21 protein-coding genes and 2 pseudogenes are annotated in these 23,931 nt (G+C 65.5%); 11 read left to right on the top strand and 12 right to left on the bottom strand.

The window, feature by feature from the left end:
- Nucleotides 1–348: 348 nt before the first annotated feature.
- Nucleotides 349–1,542: a formyl-CoA transferase gene (frc, locus tag ACVWWN_RS31510; RefSeq protein ID WP_457147350.1), complete on the top strand. Its 1,194-nt coding sequence runs from the start codon at nucleotides 349–351 to the stop codon at nucleotides 1,540–1,542.
- A gap of 296 nt (nucleotides 1,543–1,838) precedes the next feature.
- Nucleotides 1,839–3,227 (top strand): OFA family MFS transporter, encoded by a 1,389-nt coding sequence (locus ACVWWN_RS31505; protein ID WP_457147349.1) that lies wholly within the window; start codon nucleotides 1,839–1,841, stop codon nucleotides 3,225–3,227.
- 31 nt (nucleotides 3,228–3,258) lie between these two features.
- On the opposite strand, the gene ACVWWN_RS31500 is transcribed toward ACVWWN_RS31505, so the two are convergent.
- Nucleotides 3,259–3,990: a GntR family transcriptional regulator gene (locus ACVWWN_RS31500; RefSeq protein WP_457147348.1), complete on the bottom strand. Its 732-nt coding sequence runs from the start codon at nucleotides 3,988–3,990 to the stop codon at nucleotides 3,259–3,261.
- Between the two features lie 220 nt (nucleotides 3,991–4,210).
- Between ACVWWN_RS31500 and ACVWWN_RS31495 the strand changes: the two genes are divergently transcribed.
- Nucleotides 4,211–4,981 (top strand): IclR family transcriptional regulator, encoded by a 771-nt coding sequence (locus tag ACVWWN_RS31495; protein WP_457147347.1) that lies wholly within the window; start codon nucleotides 4,211–4,213, stop codon nucleotides 4,979–4,981.
- 18 nt (nucleotides 4,982–4,999) lie between these two features.
- Here the strand turns inward: ACVWWN_RS31495 and gcl are convergent, their stop codons facing one another.
- From gcl to ACVWWN_RS31480, 3 genes are read right to left on the bottom strand one after another with little or no spacing between them, the layout of a single operon-like run.
- Nucleotides 5,000–6,799, bottom strand: coding sequence for a glyoxylate carboligase (gene gcl, locus ACVWWN_RS31490; protein WP_457147346.1), 1,800 nt, complete (start codon nucleotides 6,797–6,799; stop codon nucleotides 5,000–5,002).
- Nucleotides 6,796–7,689, bottom strand: a complete 894-nt coding sequence (locus tag ACVWWN_RS31485; RefSeq protein WP_457147345.1) for a 2-hydroxy-3-oxopropionate reductase — start codon at nucleotides 7,687–7,689, stop codon at nucleotides 6,796–6,798. Before ACVWWN_RS31485 ends, gcl begins: the two co-directional genes overlap by 4 nt.
- Entirely contained in the window at nucleotides 7,686–8,525 is an 840-nt protein-coding gene (locus tag ACVWWN_RS31480; protein WP_457147344.1) for a hydroxypyruvate isomerase family protein, read from the bottom strand. Before ACVWWN_RS31480 ends, ACVWWN_RS31485 begins: the two co-directional genes overlap by 4 nt.
- A 345-nt stretch (nucleotides 8,526–8,870) precedes the next feature.
- On the opposite strand from ACVWWN_RS31480, the gene ACVWWN_RS31475 reads away from it, so the two are divergent.
- Complete coding sequence (locus tag ACVWWN_RS31475) at nucleotides 8,871–10,013, top strand: glycerate kinase (protein WP_457147343.1); 1,143 nt, start codon at nucleotides 8,871–8,873, stop codon at nucleotides 10,011–10,013.
- Between the two features lie 9 nt (nucleotides 10,014–10,022).
- On the opposite strand, the gene ACVWWN_RS31470 is transcribed toward ACVWWN_RS31475, so the two are convergent.
- Nucleotides 10,023–10,994 (bottom strand): NADPH:quinone oxidoreductase family protein, encoded by a 972-nt coding sequence (locus ACVWWN_RS31470; RefSeq protein ID WP_457147342.1) that lies wholly within the window; start codon nucleotides 10,992–10,994, stop codon nucleotides 10,023–10,025.
- Here ACVWWN_RS31470 and ACVWWN_RS31465 point away from each other — a divergent pair.
- Both ACVWWN_RS31465 and ACVWWN_RS31460 read left to right on the top strand, forming a co-directional pair.
- Nucleotides 10,893–11,369 (top strand): methyltransferase, encoded by a 477-nt coding sequence (locus ACVWWN_RS31465; RefSeq protein ID WP_457147341.1) that lies wholly within the window; start codon nucleotides 10,893–10,895, stop codon nucleotides 11,367–11,369. The genes ACVWWN_RS31470 and ACVWWN_RS31465 overlap by 102 nt on opposite strands.
- Before the next feature lie 97 nt (nucleotides 11,370–11,466).
- Nucleotides 11,467–12,435, top strand: a complete 969-nt coding sequence (locus ACVWWN_RS31460) for an alpha/beta fold hydrolase (protein WP_457147340.1) — start codon at nucleotides 11,467–11,469, stop codon at nucleotides 12,433–12,435.
- A 3-nt stretch (nucleotides 12,436–12,438) separates the two neighbouring features.
- Here ACVWWN_RS31460 and ACVWWN_RS31455 read toward each other — a convergent pair.
- Nucleotides 12,439–13,053 (bottom strand): annotated as a pseudogene (locus ACVWWN_RS31455) (creatininase family protein); the annotation flags it as partial.
- A gap of 133 nt (nucleotides 13,054–13,186) precedes the next feature.
- Between ACVWWN_RS31455 and ACVWWN_RS31450 the strand changes: the two are divergent.
- The gene (locus ACVWWN_RS31450) at nucleotides 13,187–13,357 is read left to right on the top strand and encodes a helix-turn-helix domain-containing protein (RefSeq protein ID WP_457147339.1); all 171 of its coding nucleotides are present in this window, start codon (nucleotides 13,187–13,189) and stop codon (nucleotides 13,355–13,357) included.
- Between the two features lie 73 nt (nucleotides 13,358–13,430).
- Here ACVWWN_RS31450 and ACVWWN_RS31445 read toward each other — a convergent pair whose 3' ends face one another.
- Nucleotides 13,431–14,783 carry a flavin monoamine oxidase family protein gene (locus ACVWWN_RS31445; RefSeq protein ID WP_457147338.1) on the bottom strand — a complete coding sequence of 451 codons (1,353 nt, stop codon included), beginning with the start codon at nucleotides 14,781–14,783 and terminating at the stop codon, nucleotides 13,431–13,433.
- Nucleotides 14,784–14,960: 177 nt separating this feature from the next.
- On the opposite strand from ACVWWN_RS31445, the gene ACVWWN_RS31440 reads away from it, so the two are divergent.
- Nucleotides 14,961–16,502: a flavin-containing monooxygenase gene (locus tag ACVWWN_RS31440; protein ID WP_457149352.1), complete on the top strand. Its 1,542-nt coding sequence runs from the start codon at nucleotides 14,961–14,963 to the stop codon at nucleotides 16,500–16,502.
- 341 nt (nucleotides 16,503–16,843) lie between these two features.
- Here ACVWWN_RS31440 and ACVWWN_RS31435 read toward each other — a convergent pair whose 3' ends face one another.
- The 3 genes from ACVWWN_RS31435 to ACVWWN_RS31425 form a co-directional block, all read right to left on the bottom strand.
- Nucleotides 16,844–16,978, bottom strand: a complete 135-nt coding sequence (locus tag ACVWWN_RS31435) for a hypothetical protein (RefSeq protein ID WP_457147337.1) — start codon at nucleotides 16,976–16,978, stop codon at nucleotides 16,844–16,846.
- A 317-nt stretch (nucleotides 16,979–17,295) separates the two neighbouring features.
- Entirely contained in the window at nucleotides 17,296–18,408 is a 1,113-nt protein-coding gene (locus ACVWWN_RS31430; RefSeq protein ID WP_457147336.1) for a hypothetical protein, read from the bottom strand.
- The gene (locus ACVWWN_RS31425) at nucleotides 18,408–19,538 is read right to left on the bottom strand and encodes a phosphotransferase family protein (RefSeq protein ID WP_457147335.1); all 1,131 of its coding nucleotides are present in this window, start codon (nucleotides 19,536–19,538) and stop codon (nucleotides 18,408–18,410) included. The genes ACVWWN_RS31430 and ACVWWN_RS31425 overlap by 1 nt, the downstream gene beginning before the upstream one ends.
- 46 nt (nucleotides 19,539–19,584) lie before the next feature.
- Here ACVWWN_RS31425 and ACVWWN_RS31420 point away from each other — a divergent pair, with 46 nt between their 5' ends.
- The 3 genes from ACVWWN_RS31420 to ACVWWN_RS31410 all read left to right on the top strand — a co-directional run bounded on the left by ACVWWN_RS31420 (nucleotide 19,585) and on the right by ACVWWN_RS31410 (nucleotide 21,507).
- Nucleotides 19,585–20,187 carry a TetR/AcrR family transcriptional regulator gene (locus ACVWWN_RS31420; protein ID WP_457147334.1) on the top strand — a complete coding sequence of 201 codons (603 nt, stop codon included), beginning with the start codon at nucleotides 19,585–19,587 and terminating at the stop codon, nucleotides 20,185–20,187.
- 80 nt (nucleotides 20,188–20,267) lie between these two features.
- Nucleotides 20,268–20,756 carry a hypothetical protein gene (locus tag ACVWWN_RS31415; protein ID WP_457147333.1) on the top strand — a complete coding sequence of 163 codons (489 nt, stop codon included), beginning with the start codon at nucleotides 20,268–20,270 and terminating at the stop codon, nucleotides 20,754–20,756.
- A 58-nt stretch (nucleotides 20,757–20,814) separates the two neighbouring features.
- On the top strand, nucleotides 20,815–21,507 hold the full coding sequence (locus ACVWWN_RS31410) for a PIG-L deacetylase family protein (RefSeq protein WP_457147332.1): 693 nt from the start codon (nucleotides 20,815–20,817) through the stop codon (nucleotides 21,505–21,507).
- Between the two features lie 115 nt (nucleotides 21,508–21,622).
- Here ACVWWN_RS31410 and ACVWWN_RS31405 read toward each other — a convergent pair.
- A pseudogene (locus tag ACVWWN_RS31405) lies at nucleotides 21,623–22,325 on the bottom strand (enoyl-CoA hydratase).
- Between the two features lie 22 nt (nucleotides 22,326–22,347).
- Nucleotides 22,348–23,919 (bottom strand): NADH-quinone oxidoreductase subunit NuoN, encoded by a 1,572-nt coding sequence (gene nuoN / locus ACVWWN_RS31400; protein ID WP_457149351.1) that lies wholly within the window; start codon nucleotides 23,917–23,919, stop codon nucleotides 22,348–22,350.
- Nucleotides 23,920–23,931 lie beyond the last annotated feature (12 nt).

The following is a 23,931-nucleotide window of genomic DNA, read 5'->3' as shown; positions in this document are numbered from 1 at the left end:
TTTTGGGGGCTTCCTGGACACCCTGAGAGAGAAGTCTGTGAGTACTTGTCGAATGCTGGACAACCCCTGTTGCGTGGACCACACTGTTGTCTATCTCATACGGTATGCAATGTTGTGACAAGCTTCTCCGGCCCACAGTCCAGGGCGCGTTAACGGGAGCCTCCACCACGGAGCGACCGCCTGCGAGTTAAGGAAATTGAATCATGGTTCAGATCCCCACGGTCGTGGATTCGGATCCCTCAGAGCCGAGTCGCTGTTGCGATCGTCCGCGTCCCTGTTCGCTTCTGACGACCGTCATCCCGGCGGACCGCCGTGGGTAAGGCATTGGAGGGCGTTCGAGTCCTCGACATGACGCACGTCCAGTCGGGTCCCTCGGCCACGCAGCTGCTCGCGTGGCTCGGCGCGGACGTCATCAAGCTGGAGGCGCCGGGCACCGGAGACGTCACCCGGAATCAACTTCGCGACATCCCGGGTGCCGACAGCCTGTACTTCACGATGCTCAACTGCAACAAGCGCAGCATCACCGTGAACATGAAGAGTCAAGCGGGAAAGCAGATCTTCACCGATCTGGTCGCCGGCGTCGACATACTCGTCGAGAATTTCGGACCCGGCGTCGTGGATCGGTTCGGCTTCAACTGGGACCGGTTGCGCGACATCAATCCCCGGCTGATCTATGCCTCCATCAAGGGTTTCGGTCCCGGCAAGTACTTCGACTACAAGGCCTATGAAGTCATCGCCCAGGCGATGGGCGGATCCATGGCGACCACGGGTTTCGAGGACGGCCCTCCGACGGCTACGGGGGCCCAGATCGGCGACTCGGGTACCGGAATCCACCTCGTCTCAGGGATTCTGGCCGCGCTCTACCAGCGGACCAATACGGGTCGCGGGCAGCGGGTGGAGGTCGCCATGCAAGAGGCGGTCTTGAACCTGTGTCGGGTCAAGCTCCGGGACCAGCAACGGCTCGCCAGCGGTCCGCTCCACGAATACCCGAATGAGCACTTCAGCGATGAGGTGCCCCGGTCCGGGAACGCGTCGGGTGGCGGCCAACCCGGATGGGCGGTCCGGACCAAGGGCGGCGGGCCCAACGACTACATCTATGTGATCGTGCAGCCGCAGGGCTGGGGTGCGCTGGCGCGCCTGATCGGCAGGCCGGACCTGTCCGAGCATCCCGACTGGATCCGGCCCGAGGACCGACTTCCGAAGCTGGACAAGGTGTTCGCGCTCATCGAGGACTGGTCCGAGAAGCACACCAAGTGGGAGGCGCTGGAGGCCCTCAATGCCGTCAGCATCCCATGCGGTCCGGTGCTCAGCACCAAGGAACTGATCGAGGACGAGACGCTCACCGAACTGGGCGCGATCGTCACCGTCGACCATCCCGTGCGCGGTCCGTTCAAGACGGTCGGCTCTCCGCTGCGGCTGTCAGACTCCCCTGTGGACATCGTCGCCGCGCCACTGCTCGGGGAACACACCGACGAGATCTGCGCAGAACTCGGCTATACCCCTGAGCAACTCGAGCTGTTCAGGAATACCGGCGTCGTCTGAGTGACAGAACCCGACATGGTCGGGCTACCAAACCGTTTCGGGCCGCTGGCCCGCCGGCGAAAGGATCACACGTTTATGCGATAGACCTCGGAGCACCGGTGAAGCTGATACTGATCGCTATCGCCATGCACCCACTTCACGCGACGCGCGCTACGGCTATGCGCCCGTCACACAAACCTTCACACGGGCTGGCACCCATGTGAAGCCAGGTAAGCGCTCCGAGGTCTGTCGCGATACCCGCGCGCCAGGACATCGACGCGTGAGCCTTCCTCATTCGTAGAAAGAGAATACTAAGGATGTCGTCAACTATCGCAACTTATCGCGAGGTCACCGACGCGAATGGCCGAGTATATCGCGTCGGTGAGACCGACCACCAGCTTCTGGGCAGGTCCCGGGCGTGGATGGTCTGGCTGCCATGGGGTGCCATGATGGCCGTCAGTGTTTACGAGTACGGCTACGGCGCCGCCGAAGAGGCAATCCGAGACGCGCATCACTGGAGCATGTCCCAGACGTTCTGGCTGCTGTCCATCTGGGCCTTCTTCCAGGCGGGCATCGCCTTCCCCGCGGGAAAACTCCGTGAAAAGGGCATTCTGTCGGCCAAGTCCGCGATGCTGGCGGGTGCAGTCCTATCGGCGCTCGGATTCGCCAGCATCACCCAGGGCAACCTGATCCTTGCCTATCTCGGCTTCGCCGTGTGTGGCGGTATCGGCGCGGGACTCGTCTACGCCACCTGTATCAACCTCGTCGGTAAGTGGTATCCCGAGCGGCGGGGCGGCAAGACCGGCTTCGTCAACGGCGGCTTCGCCTACGGTGCCGTGCCGTTCATCTTCATCTTCAGCTACGCGCTGCATCCCTCGACCTACGCATGGGTCCTGGATCTGGTGGCAGTGTTCATGCTGGTGGTCGTCGCCGGGTGTGGTTGGTTCTTCCGGGACCCGCCGAAGAACTGGTGGCCCGCGGACATCGACCCGGTGCAGTGGGCGAGCAGCAAATCCGGTGCGGAAAGCCTGAAGAAGAACCCACCCGCCGTCAAGCAGTTCACGACGAAGGAGGCCATCAAGACCGGCATGCTGCCGCTCATGTGGCTGTCGCTGGGCATCAGCGCCGGCGTCTCGCTGTTCGGCATCAGCTACATGGTGCCGTTCGCCAAGGACCTCGGCTTCGGTCCGCTGATCGCGGCGTCGTCCGCCGGTGTGCTCTCCATCATCAACGGCACGGGTCGGACGGTGACGGGTTACATATCGGACCGGCTCGGGCGCAAGCTGACCCTGCTGATCGTCCTGCTGGTATCGGCGGTGTCCTTGGTGGGGCTCCTCTACACCGGCAAGGCGCACAACGAGTTCGGGTTCCTCTGCTTCGCATTCCTCGTCGGCTTCGGCGGCGGGGCGTTCTACCCGATGTTCGCCTCCCTCACCCCGGATTACTTCGGGGAGAACAACAACGCCAGCACCTACGGCCTCATCTACAGCTCCAAGCTGTTGGGTTCGGTGGTGGGAATCGGCGTAGGCGCCAGCGTCATCGACGCCTGGGGTTACACCGGTGCGTACTGGCTCGCTGCGGCGAGTGCTCTGGTGTCGGCCGGGATCGCAGCCTTGTTCCGGCAGCCTGGCCGCGGGGAGCCGGCGACCAGGACGAGCGCCGTCACCACCGACAAGTCGCTGTCGCCGACCCTGGCGGCCGACTAACGGCAGTCGCGAGCGGCCGGGAGGATCGGTTTCAGCCGATCCTCCCGGCCGCTTCCTGCCGTCTCTGCTCCTGATAGATGCCCCTGGTGCGCTCGGTGTGTATGCGCATCAGCGCACCGGCGCGGCCGCCGTCACGGCTCGCTATCGCCTCGATCAACTCGGCGTGCTCCTCCCAGGCGTTCTTCGAACGGACCTGGGCGATCGGCAGGTAATACCACCGCACCCGGTGCTCGACCGAGCCCCTGAGATCGGCAAGGACCTTGTTGCCTGACATCGCGACGATGTAGCTGTGCAACGAGGCGTTGGCGGAAACGAGGACCTCCTGGTCGTCCACCGCCAGCGCCTCCTCACCGATGCGCTGGAGCTCCCATAGATGAGCGATCTGCTCCGGGGTCGCCTGCTCGGCGGCCAGCTTGGCGGACTCCGTCTCGAGGATGCTGCGCGCGGCGAGAAGCTGATCTGCCTCTGACTCGGTGGGAATGTGGACGAACGCGCCGAGCGCTGGACGCAGGTCCACCCAGCCCTGGGTGTGCATACGCTGCAGCGCCTCGCGAACGGGCTGACGGCTCACACCCAGCGCAGCCGCCAGATCCTTCTCGATGAGATGCTGACCCGGTTGCAGTTCACGGGTGATGATCATCTCGACGAGGGCCTCGAAGACTGCTTGACGCAGCGGCGCCGGACGCTCCACGGGTGACCCCGTCGTCCGCGCGGCGGTCGCACGCACACCGTCAGCGTCGGCGGGAGTTGATGCGTGCATCATGACTCGCCTCCTGGTCACGTTCGGAGCGGGGCCGTTTCCCGCGCTAATAGCATACAGTCGCCAGGATCCAATCACCGTTCCCGGACCCATGCCGGCCCACCGCTGGACGGTGTTGCCCGGGGCGCCCTCGAAACATTTCGCCATACGGAATAGGCTTGTCGTTCAGCGGGAGCCAACGGCCGAATCGTTCTGGCTCGATCGAGATTTGGGAGGTCCAGCGGTGGCGGAAGACTCGCCGCTCAAGTCCGGTGTTCAATCCGTTGAGCGGGCTTTCGAGTTGCTGGAGATCATGGCGAGTTCGGGCGGCAGCATGGCCCTGGGAGAACTGGCCGCTCGGGCCGAGCTGCCGCAGCCGACCATTCATCGCCTGGTCAGGACACTGTTGGCGATGGGGTATGTGCGGCAGCTGCAGAATCGGCAATATGCATTGGGGCCCAAGCTGATTCGGTTGGGCGAGAATGCGGCGCGGCTGATCGGCGCGTGGTCGCGTCCGCACCTGACCGAACTCGTCGAGCGGACGGGTGAGAGTGCCAATATGGCCGTCCTCGACAGTGACATGGCGGTGTACGTCGCCCAGGTGCCGTCGCCGCACGCCATGCGGATGTTCACGGAGGTCGGCCGCCGGGTCCACCTGCATTCCACCGGGGTCGGCAAGGCGCTGCTGATGCAGCTTCCCAACGACACCGTGCTCGCGCTTCTGAAGCGCGCGGGAATGCCCGCCGCCAGTGAGAACACCTACACGACTGCGGAGGCCCTGCTGCGGGATATCGAGTTGAGCAGGTCACGCGGCTATGCCGTGGACGAAGGCGAGCAGGAGATCGGCGTGCGTTGCTTTGCCGTGCCAGTGCCCGACGCACCCACCTTGACCGCAATCTCTATCTCGGGTCCGGCGTCGCGACTCACCTTGAAGTCGGCGACCAAGGCGACGCCGCTGCTCAAACGAGTAGCCCGCGATATCGCGTCGGAGTTCGACAGCGATACCGCGGGCTAGCCAGCTGGGATCGACCCGTTAATCGAGTAGAAGCAACGCCTCGGCCGTCGGTGCATCGGCGAGCGTCTCGGCGAGATCGTTGAATTCGACGACGTTGTCGATCTCGGTACCCATCGCGATGTTGGTGACCCGCTCCAAGAAGATCTCGACCACCACGGGAACCTTGTGCTCGTGGGCCAGTTCGCGGGCCCGCTCCAGAGCGGGACCGATCCCCTGCGGCTCCGTGACCTGAATCGCCTTGCAGCCCAACCCCTCGACAACGCGGAGGTGGTCGACGCCGTAGCCCTTCGGCATGGTGTCGTCCCCGGACTCCTGGGCGTTGATGTTGTCGAAGGCCAGCGACACGAAGTAATCCATGTCGAACGCTCTTTGCGCCTGGCGGATCAACCCGAGATAGGAATTGTTCACCACCACATGCACATAGGGGAGGTTGAACTGGGCGCCGACCGCAAGCTCCTCGATGAGGAACTGGAAGTCATAGTCGCCCGAGAGGCCGACCACGGTGGCGTCGGGATCGGCGGAGACCACGCCGAGCGCGGCGGGCACCGTCCACCCCAGGGGCCCGGCCTGGCCGCAGTTGATCCAGTTGCGCGGCTGGTACACCTGAAGGAACTGGCCGCCGGCGATCTGTGACAACCCGATCGCGGTCACGTAGCGAACATCGCGGCCGAAGACCCGGTTCATCTCTTCATAGACGCGTTGAGGCTTGATGGGAACGTCCTCGAAGTGGGTCTTGCGATGCATCGTGCGCTTGCGTTCCTGGCAGTCCTGGACCCAGCTGTTCCAGTCCGGCAGCGTGCCTGCGGCGCGCCGCTCCTTGGCGACAGCGATGAACTGCTCGAGCGCCGCCTTCGCGTCGGACACGATGCCGAATTCGGGAGCGAACACCCGGCCGATCTGAGTGGGCTCGATGTCGACGTGAACGAAACGCCGCCCCCTGCGGTAGGTGTCGAGCCCGCCGGTGTGACGGTTGGCCCATCGGTTTCCGATTCCGAAAACGAAGTCGGACTCGAGCATCGTCGCGTTGCCGTAGCGGTGTGCGGTCTGCAGGCCGACCATTCCTGCTGCCAGGCGATGATCGTCGGGGATGGTGCCCCACCCCATCAGCGTCGGCACCACCGGCACATTGAGAATCTCGGCCAGTTCGACCAGTAGCTCCGAGGCATCGGCGTTGATGATGCCGCCTCCGGCGACCAGCAGTGGCCGCTCGGCGGAGACCAGCATGTCGATCGCCTTCTCGGCCTGCGCTCGTGACGCGGCCGGCTTGTACACAGGCAGCGGCTGATACGACTCGGGATCGAAATCGATCTCGGCCAGTTGGACGTCGATGGGCAGATCGATCAGCACGGGACCGGGCCGCCCGGACCGCATCAGGTGAAACGCCTGCGCGAACGCGCCCGGGACCTGGCCCGGCTCGAGCACCGTCATCGCCATCTTGGTGACCGGTGCTGCGATGGCGGCGATGTCAACCGCCTGAAAGTCCTCTTTGTGGAGCCTGGCGACGGGCGCCTGGCCGGTGATGGCGAGGATCGGGATGGAATCCGCCGACGCCGAGTACAACCCGGTGATCATGTCGGTACCTGCCGGACCGGACGTGCCGATGCACACGCCGATGTTGCCCGGCGCAGCCCTGGTGAAGCCCTCGGCCATATGGCTGGCGGCTTCGACATGCCGGGCGAGGACATGCTTGATGCCGCCGTGGGCCCGCATCGCCGAATAGAACGGGTTGATGGCAGCCCCGGGCAGTCCGAAGGCGGTTGTCGCCCCTTCGATCTCGAGAATCTTGACGGCCGCGTCGACCGTGCGCATCCGGGTCATTTCGTTCCTTCGCTTCCCTTGCCGGAGAGCCGCTCGACACCCAAGAGGAGAGCCGAGTGATCGAGTCCGCCCTCGCCATTGGCCAGTGCGGAGGCCATCAGTTGTGCCACAACCGCGCCCAACGGTGTCGCGACACCGGCCTCGCGCGCGGCGGCGGTGACGATTCCCAGATCCTTGTGGTGAAGTGCGATTCGGAAGCCGGGCTCGAAGTTGCGCTGCAACATCTTCTCGGCCTTCTGGTTGAGAACAGCCGAACCGGCCAATCCGCCGCCGAGCACCTCGACTGCGGCGTTGATGTCGACGTCGTAGGCCTTCAGGAAGATCAACGCCTCGGCGAGTAGCTCGATATTGCCCGCCACGATCAGCTGGTTGGCAGCCTTGACGGTCTGGCCGGCGCCGTTGGAGCCGACGTGAACGATGGTCTTGCCCACCGTATCGAGGATCGGCTTGGCCGCAGCGAAGTCCTCCGCGGAGCCGCCGACCATGATCGACAACGTGGCGTTCTTGGCGCCGGGCTCACCGCCGGACACCGGCGCATCGAGGATCCGCAGCCCGCGTTCCGCACCGATCCGGGCGAACTCCACGGTGACGTCGGGCCGGATCGAAGAGAAGTCGATCACCAGGGTGCCCGGCTGCGCGTAGGCGAAAACGCCGTTGTCGCCCAGGAGAACACTCTGCACCTGGGGTGAGTCCGGGACCATGATCGCCACCACGTCGGCGTCCTTGACGGCCTGCTCGATCGATTCTGCGGCCTTACCGCCGGCCTCGACCAACGGCGCTGTCCGTTCCGCGGAGGTGTCTAGGCCGATGACCGTGTGACCGGCCTTGACCAGATGGGCTGCCATGGGGCTGCCCATTATTCCCAGCCCGATGAAAGCGATTGTGCTCATGAGATCCTCGTTTCTGCTTGTGGTTGGGACTGCGCGCCCCGGTCGGCCCGGGGAAGCCATTCGAAGGTGTCCGGTCTGGTGGGCTTGTATTCCAGTCCGACGTAGCCCCGGTAGCCCTGTTCGTTGAGCTGCTCGAGGTAGGCCCGCATCGGAATCTCGCCAGTGCCAGGCTCACCCCGGCCGGGCGCATCGGCGATCTGGACGTGGCCGATCCGGCTGCCGTGGTCGCGGATCACCGCACCGACGTCGTCGCCGTTGACGTGCAGGTGGTACAGGTCGGCGAGGAGCCGCAGGTTCGTCGGGCCGTGTTCTTTGTGCACACGGTCGATCACGCGGATGCAGTCGGCGGCCGTGATGAGCGGGTACCGCGGTGCGCCGCTCACCGGTTCGATGAGCACCGTGGCGTCGATGCGGTCTGCCGCCCTGGCGGCATACGCCAGGTTCTCCGCCCCGACGTTGTCCTGGGCCGCGGGAGAGTGGCCGTCGGAGCGATTGCCGTAGAGCGCATTGAAGGCTCGCGTTCCCAGCGCTTCGGCGATACCGACGGCGATATCGACGTTGTCCTGAAACGTCTTGGTCATCGTGGGGTCGGACAGAATTCCGCGATCGCCGGCAGGCATGTCACCGGCGGCGAAGTTGAGGCCGGTCAGCTGGACGCCCGCGTCCTGGATCGCGCTGATGAAGGCGGTGATCTCGGCGTCGGGCGGCGTCGGGGACTGGAAGGGCCACCAGTACTCGACGGCCTCGAATCCGGCGTTTCGCGCCGCACGCGGTCGGTCGAGCAGCGGTAGCTCGGTGAGCAGGATCGAACAGTTGACGGTGTAGGCGGCGTTCATCGCCGGTGTCCTTTCTGTGCTGGTGCAAGAGGCACGCTTGTATTCCGCAGTGTGGAATTAAAATATCGATATACAGAATATTCAACGCAGCGCACCGGCCGTTGTCAAGGGTGCGCGGCGGCATCGGAGTAGCCGTCCGGACCGGCCGAATTACGAACTCGGCGCCGAATCAAGACACAGCAAAGGACTATTCCCAACCCGGGTCCGAGCACAGCCATGCCCTCACGTGGTGGCTCCCGAACGGTCCTTGACGGTATCCGGGCAACTGTGACACGGTGACAATCGACGAAATTCATATTCCGTAGTACGGAATACCCCTGGTCGAACCGGTGGCGGGAGGATCTGATGGGCGGTCGCGTGGTCGTCGCACCCGACAAATTCAAAGGATCGCTGACGGCCGCACAGGCCGCTGAGGCGATGTCGGTGGGTGTGCGGCGGGGTGACCCGACGCTCACGACCGTGCAGTGCCCGGTAGCCGACGGCGGCGAGGGGACGCTGGAAACGGTTTTGGCCGCGGGCTTCACCAGGGTTCCCGTCTATGCCACGGGGCCCATGGGACAGGTGGTTGCGACCGCATATGCCCGCAGCGGCAAGACCGCAGTTGTCGAGATGGCTGAAATCTGTGGCCTGCAGCGGCTACCCGGCGGTGAGCCGGCGCCGATGACGGCTTCCAGTCACGGCCTCGGTGCCGTGGTCGCGCAGGCGCTCGACCACGGATGCCGCGACATCATCATCGGTGTGGGGGGCAGTGCGAGCACGGATGGGGGTGCCGGTTTTCTGACGGCACTGGGTGCGACGGTGCGCGACCGGGACGGCGCCCGACTGAGCCCGTCGGGACAGAACATCGGCGCCGCCGCCGAACTCGACCTCACCGGGCTACATGCCGAACTCGCCTCTGCCACACTGACAATCGCCGTCGACGTGGACAACCCGCTGTACGGTCCTGCTGGCGCGGCGTATGTGTATGCGCCGCAGAAGGGTGCGAGCTCCGGTCAGGTGATGGAGCTGGATCGGGCACTTCGTGTCTGGGCCGACGTCGTCGGGAGACAGACGAAAATCGACTGTCGGAACGCCCCGGGCGCCGGAGCCGCTGGGGGTGTCGGCTTCGCCGCGCTCGCCGTGCTCGGCGCGCAGATGCGGCCCGGTATCGATGTGATACTCGACCGCACCCAACTCGACGGTCATCTGCATGGTGCATATGCGGTCATCACCGGCGAGGGCTCACTCGATCATCAGTCGCTACGCGGCAAGGCAGCGGTCGGAATCAGCCGGCGGGCGGGCGAGTACGGCGTGCCGGTGTTCGCCGTCACCGGTGTGTCGACGTTGGATCCCGCCGAGGTGCGTGCCGCCGGACTCTCAGGCGTCTACTCGCTCAGTGAGCTGGAGCCGGATCGGGAGCGCTCGATCAGCCAGGCCGCCGAGCTGGTCGCTGTGGCGACCGAGCGGCTGGTTCGTGAAATGCGCTCCGCCGCAGTAGATGCGGTCTGATACACGCCCCTAACGCAGCGTGACGACGACCTTACCCTTGGCGCTGCGGTCCTCCAGCGAAGCTATCGCGTCCCCCGCACGCTCGAGCGGGTAGACGATCGGCTCAGGAGCCGACACCTTGCCCGATGCCAATAGCGGCTCCAACTCCGCCCATTGCGCGAGCAGATATCCGGGATGGGTGAGCGACCAGGCGCCCCAGCCGACGCCGACGACATCGACGTTGTTCAACAGCAACCGGTTCACCTTGACAGTCGGGATCTCTCCTCCGGTGAAGCCGATGACGAGCAGACGGCCGCCGGGCGCCAGCGAGCGCAGTGAGTCGGTGAACCGATCCCCGCCGACAGGGTCGACGACGATGTCCACTCCGCGACCACCTGTGAGCTCCTTGACCGCGTCCTTGAATCCTTCGGCCAACACCACATCGGTGGCACCTGCGGCGCCGGCGACGGCGATCTTGTCCTCGCTGCTGACGACCGCGATGGTCCGTGCGGCGCCCCACGCCGGAGCCAACCGCAGGGTTGACGTGCCGATGCCTCCTGCCGCGCCGTGTACCAGTACGGTCTCACCCTCGGTCAAACGGCCACGCGTCCGCAACGCGTGATGCATGGTGAGATCGTTGAACATCAGTCCCGCACCGGCCTCGAAGGACACCGAATCCGGCAGCTTGAACGCCCGTTCCGGTTGCAGTGCAACGACTTCAGCCATGGCCCCGCACAACATCGTCAAACCGCAGACGCGATCGCCCGCCGCGAGGTGCGACCCGGCCGGCGCGCTGCGCACCACACCCGCGAGCTCCGCACCGGGCGTGTAGGGCATCTCCGGCTTGTACTGATAGAGCCCCCGGGACTGCAGTGCGTCGGGGAACGCCACGCCGGCGGCGTGCACGTCGATCATGACCGCGCCGTCACCGGCAGGCTCGTCGATCTCGACGACTTCGGCGGCTTGGGGGCCATCGAGCCGGGCTATCTGTATTGCGCGCATCACGGCCTTCCTCTCGTCGTCCCGCACCATTTAACATGCTCCGGTGCCGCCCCGCGGCGTGCGGTGCTGATCGACGTGGGGGTCGCGTTGGGCCCTCACCGTGGGTGCTGTGGCACGAGTTGTGGGGCTGCGTGTCGGCGCATCCTGTCCAACGTCCGGTGTGCCATGAATCCCGGCGCCCGGCTGACCATCGTCGAAATGATGGCCGACACAGTGACTTTGGAAGCCTCGCTGATGGACATCGCGATGATGTTCGCCTTCACCGGCCAGGAACGTGACGAACGCCATTTCGAGTCGCTACTGTCCGCCGCCGGACTGCGGACGTCGCGCACGGTGGCATTGCATCATCCCTACCGCCTGATCGAGGCTGCCTGATCGGGCTGCGTGCCACGGCGGGTGGTGGCGGGTCTGCGGATGATCCGGCATTACCCTGTTGTCAACGGCGGCGTTGCCGTAGTCGATTGGAGCACGCATGGGACGTGGCCAGGCGGGTGGCCGGCAGGCGAGAAGATTCGCCGCGGCCGAGGCGCTGCCCTCCGGTCGCGTGATTCCCGTTCGCTCCAGGGATGGTGTGCGTCTGCACACCGAGGTCTTCGGGCCCCCGAACGGCTACCCGGTCGTGCTGGCACACGGCATCACCTGTGCCCTCCGGGTGTGGGCGTACCAGATCGCGGCTCTGGCCAGGGACCACCGGGTCATCGCCTTCGATCACCGGGGGCACGGCCGAAGCGGTGTGCCGCCGCGACGTGGCGGCTATGGCATCGACAACCTGGCCGCCGACCTGGACGCGGTGCTCGAGGCCACACTCGCCCCCGGTGAACGGGCGGTGATCGCGGGGCACTCGATGGGCGGCATCGCCATCACCTCGTGGTCCGAACGTCACCCCGAAAGCGTGGGGCAGCGGGCCGATGCCGTGGCACTGATCAACACCACCACCGGTGACCTACTGCGGAACGTGAAGCTCGTGCCGGTGCCACCGCCATTGGCCGACGCCAGGGTGCTCGCGGCCGGAACACTTCTCAAGGCGTTCGGCGCGGCACCGCTGCTGCGTGCCGCGGACCGCCCCAGCCGGCGATTGTTATCGACGATGGCCGTGGGTCGCGACGCCGATCCCGCTGTCGCGGAGTTCGTCTACGAATTGTTCACCGCGACACCCGCTGCCGGCCGGGGCGGCTGGGCGCGCTCGCTGGTCGATTCCCTCGGGCCGCGTCACATCGGGCTGAAGAACCTCACGGTGCCGACGCTGGTCATCGGCAGCGAGAAGGATCGATTGTTGCCGATGGTCTCCTCACGCCGAATCGCCGCCGCGGCACCCAATCTCGCGGCATTCGTGGAACTGTCCGGCGGGCATTGCGCCATCCTCGAGCGGCCCGAGGAAGTCAACCAGCAGCTGCGGTGGCTGATCGACTCGGTGCGCCGAGAGCAGCGCGTCAGCTCCTGACGGTCACGCCCCTGCGTTTTCCCGTTGGCCATCGCTGTTGCTCTTCACGACCCCGAAGGCGGGAAATTCCTCCTCGAGAATGCCGATCAGCCGTTCGACCAGCCAATCAGTGATCAGGCGCCCCTTCTCGGCGGTGGCGCTCACCGGTGACGACAATGAGCCGCTCGACGTCGACATGCGGGTGTCGATGGGAACGACATCGTGGTTGACCACCCGTTCGGCAGCGTCGGTCGCCATTCGGTCGCCGCGCACCGCCGACGGGTCGAAGTGCATCCACAGCGACGTCTCGATCACGGCGGCATGTTCGAGTGCCAGCCCCGGGAACTCCTCGGGCCCGATCGCCTGCTGTCGCTCCGGGGTGAACTCGGGGAAGACGTCTTCGATCACGACGATCTTCAGTTCCGGCTTCTGCTCGGAGACCAGATACGCCGGCTCGTAGACGAAGCCGGCGTTTTCGATGTGCCAGTTGTACAGGGCGATGTTGCGGAACCCCGTGCGCTTGAGCTTCAGGACGTCCTCGAGCACATTCATGAAGGTGGTCGCCCGAAGCGAGACGGTCCCTGGGAAGTGCTGCCCGCCATCGCTTCCCGGCCGACTGCGGTATCCGAAGGGGATGAAGGGCCCGACGACCTCGGGGTGGAGACCACTTCTTGGATCGTGCCCATGCCGCGAGGGCCATACAGATCAACACCACTTCGGCGAGAAGGTATTGCCGTTCCTGGATCGTGGATGACCAGATCGGCTTCCTGGAGTGGGCCGATTCTTCGAAGAGCGGCCAACTTTCGCACACGCTGGAGGCGCTTGTCTCCTGTGGGGGCAACAAGGCCGAGGCGGCCAAGCTCTCCATATGCGGCGTCGGTCTCTGTGCTACCGACTCGAGCGGATCGCGAAACTATTCGATGTCGACCTCAACAATCCGTAGCAGATGGTGACCTCTCGGTGGCGGTCACCGCACGGCGAATGCCGTCCGCCGGGCGTGATTGCTCAGCAGGCCCCTAGCCCGACAGCATTCCGTGTGCTTCCTCTGCCGCCCGCTGACCGGACCGGACGGCGCCGTCGAGGAAACCCGTCCATTTGTCCGCGGTTTCGGTGCCCGCCCAGAAGATGCTGTCGACCGGTTTGCGCAGCCAAGGACCGTATGTGGTCCACGAGCCCGGCGGAACCGCGGCAGTCGGGCCTCCGGGTGCGAATTCCTCACATCCCCAGCAGTGGTCGACGTAGTCGATCGGGCTCGAAGCCGCGTCGCCGAACAACGCCTGGAAGCCGGACAGCGCTCGTTCGCGCCGCTGTTCGGGCTGCAGCGGATCGAACATTCGCGAATCGGTGAAGCCGAGCAGGATGCCAGGGCCGTCGTCACCGGGGCTGACGTCGAAGGTGATGAATACCGGACCTTCGTCCGAAAGGGCTTCGCCCGAGCAGCCGTTGGCCCGCCAGAACGGGGTCTCGTAGGCGGCATAGGCCTTACTGAGCGAACCCTGTGGCCAATGCCGGCACAGCTTGCCGTATTCCGGTGGCAGCGCCGGATCGAACTCGATGTCGCCGCGGTGTGCGGGCGGGATCGCCACGATGACGGCGTTGGCGCTCACGTCGCCACGATCGGTGCCGATGTTCACGCCGGCCCCGTCGCGCCGTTCGATGCGGCGCACGATGGCCTGCAAGATGACGCGGGGCGACAGCTCCTCGGCCATCCGCAACGCAATCTGCTGCGTGCCACCGGGAAAGCGGTCCTGCTGCGCGCCTCCCTCGACGTCGAGCATGCGGCCAAGCCCGCCCGCGGCCTTGACGTAACGCACGGCGTGCAACATCGACACCGCCTCGGGCTCGCATCCCCATGTCACCCGGGCCATGATCGCCATCAGATCACGGGTCGACGCGCCCGCGTGCACGTAGCGCAACCATTGGTCGAGGGTCTTGGAGTCGAGGATGTCGGCGATCGGTGACGTCCACGGCTGTTCGACCGGCACCCGTCGGCTGACCCGGTCGAATCGCCACTGAATGCGCGAGACATCGACCAATTCGAGCATGGACAGCCGCGGAATCGTGCTGCGATAGGCGCGCACCCGGCCCCGCCACCGGATCAGGTTCTTGCCCCGCCCGTAGGTGGGTACGGTTTCGCAACCCAGTTCGGCGGCCAGCGCGATCACCGCGTCCTGCGTCGGGCCGATGAAGGTTGCGCCCAGGTCCACGGGATAGCCCGCAATCGTCGTGGTGGACGACCGGCCGCCGACGCGGTCGCGGCCTTCGAGGACGAGGACATCGTGCCCGAGCCGCACCAGGTCACGGGCGGCCGACAGGCCCGCGAACCCCGCACCCACGACGACGACGTCGGCTTTGGCTGGGATGGTCACCCACCTAGGTTCTCACGACCCGTTGCCACAGATTGCCGACGCGCGCAATCGGTGCGCCCTATGGTGGTACTCGGCGGGACCAACGGAGGTATGCGGGTGACCGATGAGCGCTTGCGCGAAGAGCAGACAAGTACCGATGAGCGCTTGCGCGAAGAGCAGACAAGTACCGATGAGCGCTTGCGCGAAGAGCAGACAAGTACCGATGAGGCCGAATTCGCCGACGTCCTGATCATCGGTGCGGGAATTTCCGGCATCGGCGCGGCGTACCGTATCCGTGAGAAGAATCCGAACTTGTCCTACACGGTGCTCGAGCGCCGCCAACGGGTCGGCGGGACCTGGGACCTTTTCCGCTATCCGGGTATCCGCTCCGACAGTGACATCTTCACCCTCAGCTATCCGTACGAGCCGTGGACTCGGCCGGAGAACGTTGCCGACGGCCGCGACATCCGCGACTATCTCACCCAGACGGCCCGCAAGCACGGCATCGAGGAGCACATCCGGTTCAACACGCGCGTCCTCTCCGCCGACTGGGAGTCGGCAACCGACACCTGGACGGTGCAAACCGAACACGACGGGCGGCCCAAGACCTACCGCGGGCGGTTCGTGTTCTTCGGGACCGGCTATTACAACTACGACGAGCCGTACACGCCGGACTTTCCGGGAATCGAGCAGTTCACCGGGACCGTCGTTCATCCGCAGCACTGGCCGGAGTCGCTGGACTACACCGGCAAGCGCGTGGTGGTCATCGGTAGCGGGGCGACCGCGGTCAGCATGATTCCGTCGCTGACCGAGAAAGCCTGGCACGTCACTATGCTGCAGCGCTCGCCGACGTACATGTTGTCCATGCCGCGGATCCATCCGGTGGTACAGGCCATCCGGAAGGTGCTGCCGCTCAAGACAGCCAACCGAGTCGTGCGGTGGTACAACACGGCATTCACGGTGTTGACGTACGTCGTGGCGCGCAAGGCGCCGCGGTTCAGCAGGCGGCTCATCCGCCGCCTCGCGAAACAGGAGTTGCCGCAGGGCTATCCCGTTGACGTGCATTTCAATCCGAAATACGACCCGTGGGATCAGCGGCTGTGCCTGATCCTCGACAATGACCTCTACGCGACTGTCGGTGATGGCCGCGCCGACGTCGTCACCGATCGAATCGACCATGTCGACGGCACCGGCATCGTGCTGAAGTCCGGGCAGCGCATCGACGCCGACATGATCGTCACGGCGACCGGCCTTCAGTTGCAGGCGCTGGGTGGCGTCATGGTCAGTATCGGCGGCGCGGAGATCAAACCTCAGGACCGTTTCGTCTACAAGGAGCACATGCTGGAGGACGTGCCGAACATGGCCTGGTGTGTCGGCTACATCAATGCATCATGGACGTTACGCGCGGACCTGACGGCGCGGGCGGTGGCGAAGTTGCTGGCGTATATGAGTTCTCGCGGGTACACGCACGCCTACCCGCATCTGGGCGACAAGCCGATGCCGGAGAAGCCGGCCTGGAACATCAATGCGGGCTACGTGCAGCGCGCCGGGCATGTGCTGCCGAAGTCGGGTACCCACAGGCCGTGGAACGTGCGGCACAACTACGTGCTGGACGCCATCGACCATCGGTTCGATCGAATCGATGAATCGATGGTATTCGGTCGGGCGTCAGGCAGGGCGTCACCGTCTGCCCAGGAAGTGTTGTGCCCGCCGATGAACCCGAGGATTGCGATGTCCTGATTGTCGGTGCCGGGTTCTCCGGCATCGGAGCGGCCTACCGCATCCGCGAGAAGCCTCCCCACCTCAGTTACACGATTTGGAGCGAGGGAACGCATGGGTCGGACCGGGGACTTGTTCCGCTACCCGGGAATCCGATCGGACAGCGATATCGTCACGCTGTCCTTTCCTGGCAGCCCTGGACACGGCCGGAGACCATCGCGGCATCGACCGGCACATCCAGTTCGACACCTACGCCGTAGCGCCGATTGGGCTTCGGCGACCGACACATGGACCGTGCAGGCCGAGCAGGACGGCACGGCCAAGGCCTTCCGCAGCCGCTTCGCATTCTTCGGCACCGGCTACTACAGCCACGACGAGCCACATGCCCCGGAGTTTCCCGGCATCGAGCAGTTCACGCGACTGGTGGTGATCGGCAGCGGAGCGACGGTCGCCAGCATGATTCCATCGCTGGCCGACAAGGCCGCCCACGTGGTCATGCTGCAACGCACCCCGTCATACATGTTTCCCATTGCCAAAGTCGAACCGATTGCCATTTCGCTCCGAAAAGCGCTGCCGCCGACCTGCTCACTGAATCAGGTCCATCCGCACGAGCGGTTCATCTTCCGGCGCCATCTCCTCGCGGACGTCCCTAATGCGGCGTGGTGCCTGGGTGATGGGAACGGCTCCTGGACGGCGGGACGGACATGGCCGCGCGGGGAGTTGCGAAGGTGCTGGCCTACATGGGTTCTCGCGGTGCGCTCGCCGGAGGGCAGCCGACCAAGGAATCGGTGGCGGAGCGCCGGTTGGGGAGTGGTCAGGGGGCGACGGTCAACCAGTCGGCGAATCCCGACGGATCATGCCGGCCGAGCGCGCCGTGCTCGAACAGGCCCCAGCCCTCGACGGACTTGCCGTCCTCGCGGCAGACCGCGCGGCCGACATGATCGATGACGCCGAAGCCGGCCCGGCCCACGATGGCCGGATCGGTCATGTCGTAGGTGAGGCGCTCGGTGAACTTCTCGCCCTTCCACATGCCGTGCAACCAGTCCGAATCACCGCCGTATCCGCCGCCGACGTGGATCGGTACCGGGAGCTTGGACTCGACCTCGAATACCACCGCCGCTCCGTCCGGGGTGGTGGCCTCGATGGTGGCGCCGTGGGGGATTCGGGTGCCGGAGTTGTAGTGAATCTGCACCCGGGGCCAGCCCAGCTGCTCGAAGCGGCCGTCGTGCCAGATCCTCGTGCAGTCGTTGAGACTGCGGAACCCGTCGGGCTCTTCCTGGATGATCAGGCAGATCGCATAGTCGTCGAAGGCCATCGGCACGTACAGCCACCACATGCCCTCGAACGGCGGATGCGCGGGCCGGCCGACAGGCTCGGGTTCACCGATCGGCCTGATACCCCAGGAGCGGTCGCGACTGCCGATCCACACCGCCGGGTCGACCTCGATCTCCTCGCCGTCGACCACGATAGCGCCACTCCAGGATCCGACCTGAGCAAAGCGCTGCGCGTCCAATGTGATTCGCGTACCGCTGCGCAGCTGATGGCGTTGCTCCTGGATGACGTCGAAGAGCCCGTTCCAGGTCAGGTCGACTGCGACGCCCTCGGTCTCCTCGAGGATGATGCGCAGCTTGTGCAACGGTTCGGACACCTCGACGCGGTAGCCCAGCACGTGCTGGTTGAGCCGGTCCTGGTCGACGGCGTCACTCAGATGCACCGCCGTCTGAGTCTGCCCGCGCCGGATGAGGACGAACGCGTCCTTGACCCCCAGGTTGGGGTAGTAGCCGATCCCCGTGATCAGGAAAACGTTGCCGGTGCGGTCGTGCGCATTGAAGTAGGACCTGTCGTAGAAGTTGCGGTCCGATGATCCCGGCCACGCGATCGGCTGGGGGATCTGGTGGATCGGGAATTCGTCGGTTGGTCCGAGCATCAGGCCTCTTCCATGAGCCGCTTGAGCAGTGCGCCGTGGTAAAACAGCGATTCGACGTCGTCGGGCTTCTCGATCTCGCCGAACCGCACCCGCCGGGCGCTGGTGCGCATGAACACGCAGGCCCAGATCACGCCCGAATACACATAGAACCAGTGCAATTCGCCGAGTTCGACACCGGTGAGCTCGGCATAGGTCGCTTTCACATCTTCTTCACGCATGAAGTCGGGGAGGCCGGGTAGGCCGGCAAGGCCGGCCAGCTCCTGAAACACCATGTGCGCGAATATCATCCATGCCGCGTCCATCTCGCGCGGCCCGAGGGTGGCCATTTCCCAGTCGAGCACCGCCACCGGCTGGAAGCCAGAGTAGAGCACGTTGCCGACACGGGAGTCGCCCCAGATCAGGACGGGATCTGTGGCCGCCACGTCGGTGGGGAAATTCTCTTCGAGCCAGTTCAGGGCGCGGTCGAGCAGTTTCGAGCGGCCGATGTCGGGAACTGCGAACTGATACCAGGATTGCAGCCAGTTGAGGTTGCGCCGCAGCGCATTCGGGTCCGAATCGTCGGCCAGAAATCCGAATACCTCGCCTGCCTGCGGGATCGAGTGCAGCTTGGCGATCACCTCGACGGTGCTGTCCTGCAGTTCGCGCCGGTTCTCGGCCGGGGCGTCGGCGAACCAGTTGCTGCCGAACGTATAGGGCATCACGTCCGGTGGTACTCGGCCCTCGACGTAGTCCATCAGGAAGAACGGTGTGCCGAGCACCGAGCCTGCCGCATCGAGCCAGCGCACCCGCGGCACCGGGACGCCGGTCTTCTCACCCACCAGCCGGATCACGTCGAACTGGTGATCCATCCGGTACGACGAGAACACGGGAACGTCCTGCGCGGTGGGCGCCACTCTGGCCACCCATTTCTCCTCCCGGCGTTGTCCGTCCTCGTCCCACCGGCCGGTCAGGATGATCGTCTCGGAGGACATGCCGTTGGCGTCGACGCCGCTCTCGACCGCGATCTCGGGCGTGACCCCGCCGGGCATCACCGTCGCCAGCCATCGCGACATCACATCCGGCAGCGTGCTGACGTCGCGGCTCGAATGTTGGAGACGGCTGACATCTTCGACAGCCGGTTCACTGGGCATGGGAACCCTTCCTTCGGCCGACAATTACGATACGGTGGGTAGCGTTATGAAAGCAGACTCGTTCACGGATGACAAGATTCCGGGCGCCGGGCGGCCCCGCGATCCGCGTATCGACGCTGCCATATTGCGCGCCACGGTGGATCTGCTTGTCGAAATCGGCTATTCGAACCTCACCATGGCATCAGTGGCCGAGCGGGCGGGCACCACCAAGACAGCGCTTTACCGAAGGTGGTCGAGCAAGGCCGAACTGGTGCACGAGGCGGCGTTCCCCGCCGCGCCGACGGCGATCGAGACGCCGCCCGGCGATATCGCCGCCGACATCCGCGCGATGATCGGCGCCGCCCGAGACGTGTTCACCAGCCCGCTCGTGCGCGCGGCGCTGCCCGGGCTGATCGCCGATATGGCTGCCGACGCCGAACTCAACGCGCGGGTGATGGCCCGTTTCGTCGACGTCTTCGCCGCCGTGCGCGCGCGTCTCGCCGACGCCGTCGCGCGTGGGGAGGTGCAGACCGGTGTGGACCCCGATCGGCTGGTCGAGGTCATCGGCGGCGCCACACTGCTACGGGTCCTCCTGCAACCGGACAAACCCCTTGGGCAGGACTGGGTCGACCAGACCAGTGACATCGTCATCCACGGCGTGGTGGCGTAGGAAACCCGGTCGGCTGTGAAGTCAGTCATACATTGGCAGTCTCGGGCAGTCTTGGCGGTCGATAATTCGATTAAGTATGTATGACCGGTAATCCACCTGCCCGCGAAGATGTGGGCAGTACGGCAGGCGACGTCTCCTGGACCGAGTGGGAGATTCCTCTCGTCTCTGTCCGTGCCCGCCTCAAGGCCTGGTTGACGCCCGGCCGACTCGACCGTCTGCTCGCGGTAGGAGCACCCGCTCCGGCGGGAAGTGCACTGGCTCTCCATGCCGCGCGAATCACTTCCGCGTCGGAGCGCAACGCAATCGCGGATTCTCTCGGCTTCAGCCTGGAACTGCTCCGCTCCGATATCCCGACTCCACATCCTCGGATCCCGATACACCGGCACAACATCGCCGCAGTCGAGGCGCTGATCGAAACGATCACCTCGCGGTTGCGCTCCCGTCAGCCCGTCGGCGTCCGCGGGATGGCTCGGCTGCGGGCCGTGCTGAGCGACGGCTGCGGACCCTTCTACGACGGCGGCAAAGGCGACCTGGAGGGACGGCTCGGCGCCGTCATCGCCGCACTCTGAGGTTGGTCGACAGCCAAAATCCGCAGTCCAGGGCTCCGCAGCGGAGGATGATCGGGCCATGGTTTCGCCGTGGCTCGAACCGTTTCCCACCCAGTGGCGCTCGGCCTTGATATTGATGCCGCATCCCGACGACTGTGAATACGGTTGTGCAGCAGCGGTGGCCAAGTGGACGGCCGAGGGCAAGACGGTGCACTATGCCTTGGCATGCCGGGGTGAGGTCGGCATCGAGGGAATGTCAGCCGACCGGGCCGGCCCGCTGCGCGAGGGCGAACAACGTCGGTCGGCCGCCATCGTCGGCGTGCACCACGTCGATTTCTGGGACTTCCCGGACAGCAACATTCGCAACACACCGGAGCTGCGCGAGAGGATCGCACAGACCATCGTCACGCTGGCGCCCGACCTGGTCATCACCACCTACAGCGGCGACGAGTGGGCACCCGGTGAGCCCAACCAGCGAGACCACATCGAGTTCTCCAATGCCGTTGCCGTGGCCTATGATTCGCTTGCCGACCCACCGCGGTGGCTGTTCGAGGACGGGCCGGAGGTCACCCACGCCGAGATCATCGACGACGATTGCTTCGAGCGGGCCATCGCCTCGCTTGCCGCGCACGATGTGTATCTGTCGGTCCTGGACCCCGACACACCCGTGGCCGAACAGGCTCGCAATCAGGTGGACATGATCACGACGCCGCGTCCGCAGTTCGGTGGCCGCCGGACGGTCGAGTTCATTCTCAGGCGGCGGACCCCTTAACCGCGACAGTGCGTGTCCGCGCCCGACACGCCGTCGAAAATGACAAGTTCGCGCACGCTCGCGGAGGTGTTCAGCCGTCGATCCGGCGCTTGTTGCGCACCGACACCTCACGGAACTAATCGCCAAGGCCGTCGAAGTCGCGATGCTGTGCGAACGCGATCTCCGCCTCGGCGGCCAGGGCCGGGTCGATCATCGGTGCCGCCCCCGTCGTGAAGATCCCCTTCAGCGCGGCCATTTTCGCGGCGGGAACCTCGCCGATCTGACCGGCCAACTCCAACGCCCGTTCCAGCAGTCGAGCGTGAGCGACGACTTCGGTGACCAGTCCGATAGGCTCGACGCGGGCGGCATCGACCACCTCACCCGTCATGGACAGCCGGCGGGCCATCGCGAGACCGACCAGCCGGGGCAGCCGGGCGGTCATGCCGCCGCCGGGCAGGATGCCGACGCGACTGTGGTTATCGGCGAATACCGCCCGCTCCGAGGCGTCAGGAAGTCGCAGCCGAGCGCCATCTCCAGGCCACCGGTGAACGTTGCGCCGTTGATCGGGGTGCGCATGGCGGCGACCGCCGCGATGCAACTCTGCGAGCGAAACTCCTCGAAGAACTTCAGCCCGTCGCGCTGGGCCTCCGGAGGTCGACACCGGCACAGAATGCCGGACCGGCACCGGTCAGCACGACCGCGCGGACCGACTCGTCGGCGTCGGCCTCGGTCAAGGCCGTATAGGCGGCCTTGATCAGGTCGCGACTCAACGCGTTTCGGGCCTCGGGGCGATTGAGCGTCAATACGCTGACCGCGCCGTAACCGGCGGTGCGGACCAGCGGGTTCGGTCATGCAGGCAAGCTAGCGCAGGAAGTGGTTTGCGGTGTCCACCAGATCCAGCAGGGGCTGCGGCAGCGCGCCGAGGGCGAACGTGATGGCGGCGGTGATCGTGACGACGGCGGTGGTCAGGACGCTGGGCACCACGACCTCCGGCGCATCATCCGGCGGTTCGGTGAAGAACATCAACACGATGACCCGGACGTAAAAGTATGCGGCAACAGCGCTGGCGATCACGCCGACCACGACCAGCGGGATGGCGCCACCCTGGCCCGCGGCCTTGAACACCGCGAACTTGCTGACAAACCCGCTCGTCAGCGGTATACCGGCGAACGCGAGCAGGAAAAGCGAAAAGACAATGCCGACAACAGGGTAGCGCCGCCCGAGTCCGGCCCACCGCGACAACGCGGTGTCCTCTTCACCGTCGGTGTCGCGTACCAGGTTCACGACCGCGAATGCACCAACCGTGCTGAAACCGTAAGCGAACAGGTAGAACAGTGTCGATGACAGGCCCGCGTCGTTAGCGGCGATGACACCGGTCAGAATGAATCCGGTGTGCGCAACAGCGGAATACGCCAGCATCCGCTTGACGTCGCTCTGGGTCACCGCGGTCACCGTCCCGACCGCCATCGTCAGGATCGCCACCGCCCACAGCACGGGTCGCCAATCGTCGCGCAGCGCAGGAAGTGCAACGTAGAAGATGCGCAACATCGCACCGAACGCAGCGATCTTCGTGGCGGCGGCCATGAACGCCGTGATCGGTGTCGGCGCACCCTGGTAGACGTCCGGGATCCACGAGTGGAACGGCGCGGCCCCGACCTTGAACAACACCCCCACCAGCAGCAGCGCGATGCCGATCAGCGCCAGTGGGGTCTTGCCGGATCCGGACGCCGCCTTGTCGGCGATGCCGGCGAGGTCCAGCGTGCCGGCGTAGCCGTACAGCATCGCGGCACCGTAGAGGAAGAACGCGGATGAAAACGCGCCGAGCAGAAAATATTTGAGCGATGCTTCCTGCGACAGCAGCCGCCGTCTGCGGGCCAGGCCGCACAGCAGGTACAGCGGCAGCGACAGTACCTCCAGAGCGATGAACATGGTCAGCAGGTCGTCGGCGGTGGGGAACAACAGCATGCCGCCGATGGCGAACATCGTCAGCGGGAACACCTCGGTCTGCATGATCCCGGCTTTGGTGGCCAGTTGTTCGGCGACGCTGCCTGCGACCGCGGACGCCTGCGGGGTGAACGCGTCGAGGCCGCCGGCGCCGCCATCGGCTCTCGAGCGCGCGGCGATGCGACGCTCGGCGATCAGCAGAATGCCGAGGATTCCGACCAACAGAACGGTGCCCTGGATGAACAATCCCGGAGCATCGATGGCGACCGCGCCGAGCACGGCCTGGCGACCCGGACCGCCATGCAGATCCCGGGCGAGCACGACGACGGCGACGAATGCAGCGACGAGGCCGACGAGGCCGAGCACCAGTTGGGCGGAATACCGGCGCTCGCGGGGGAGGAAGGCCTCGAGCAGCACGCCGACGACCGCGACACCGAACACGATCAGCATCGGGGAGAGCAGACCGTATTCCACGGCGGGAGCGATCATCCCGAGAGCTTG

Source organism: Mycobacterium sp. URHB0021 (assembly GCF_054057895.1).
This window is presented reverse-complemented; position numbering and strand designations above follow the sequence as displayed.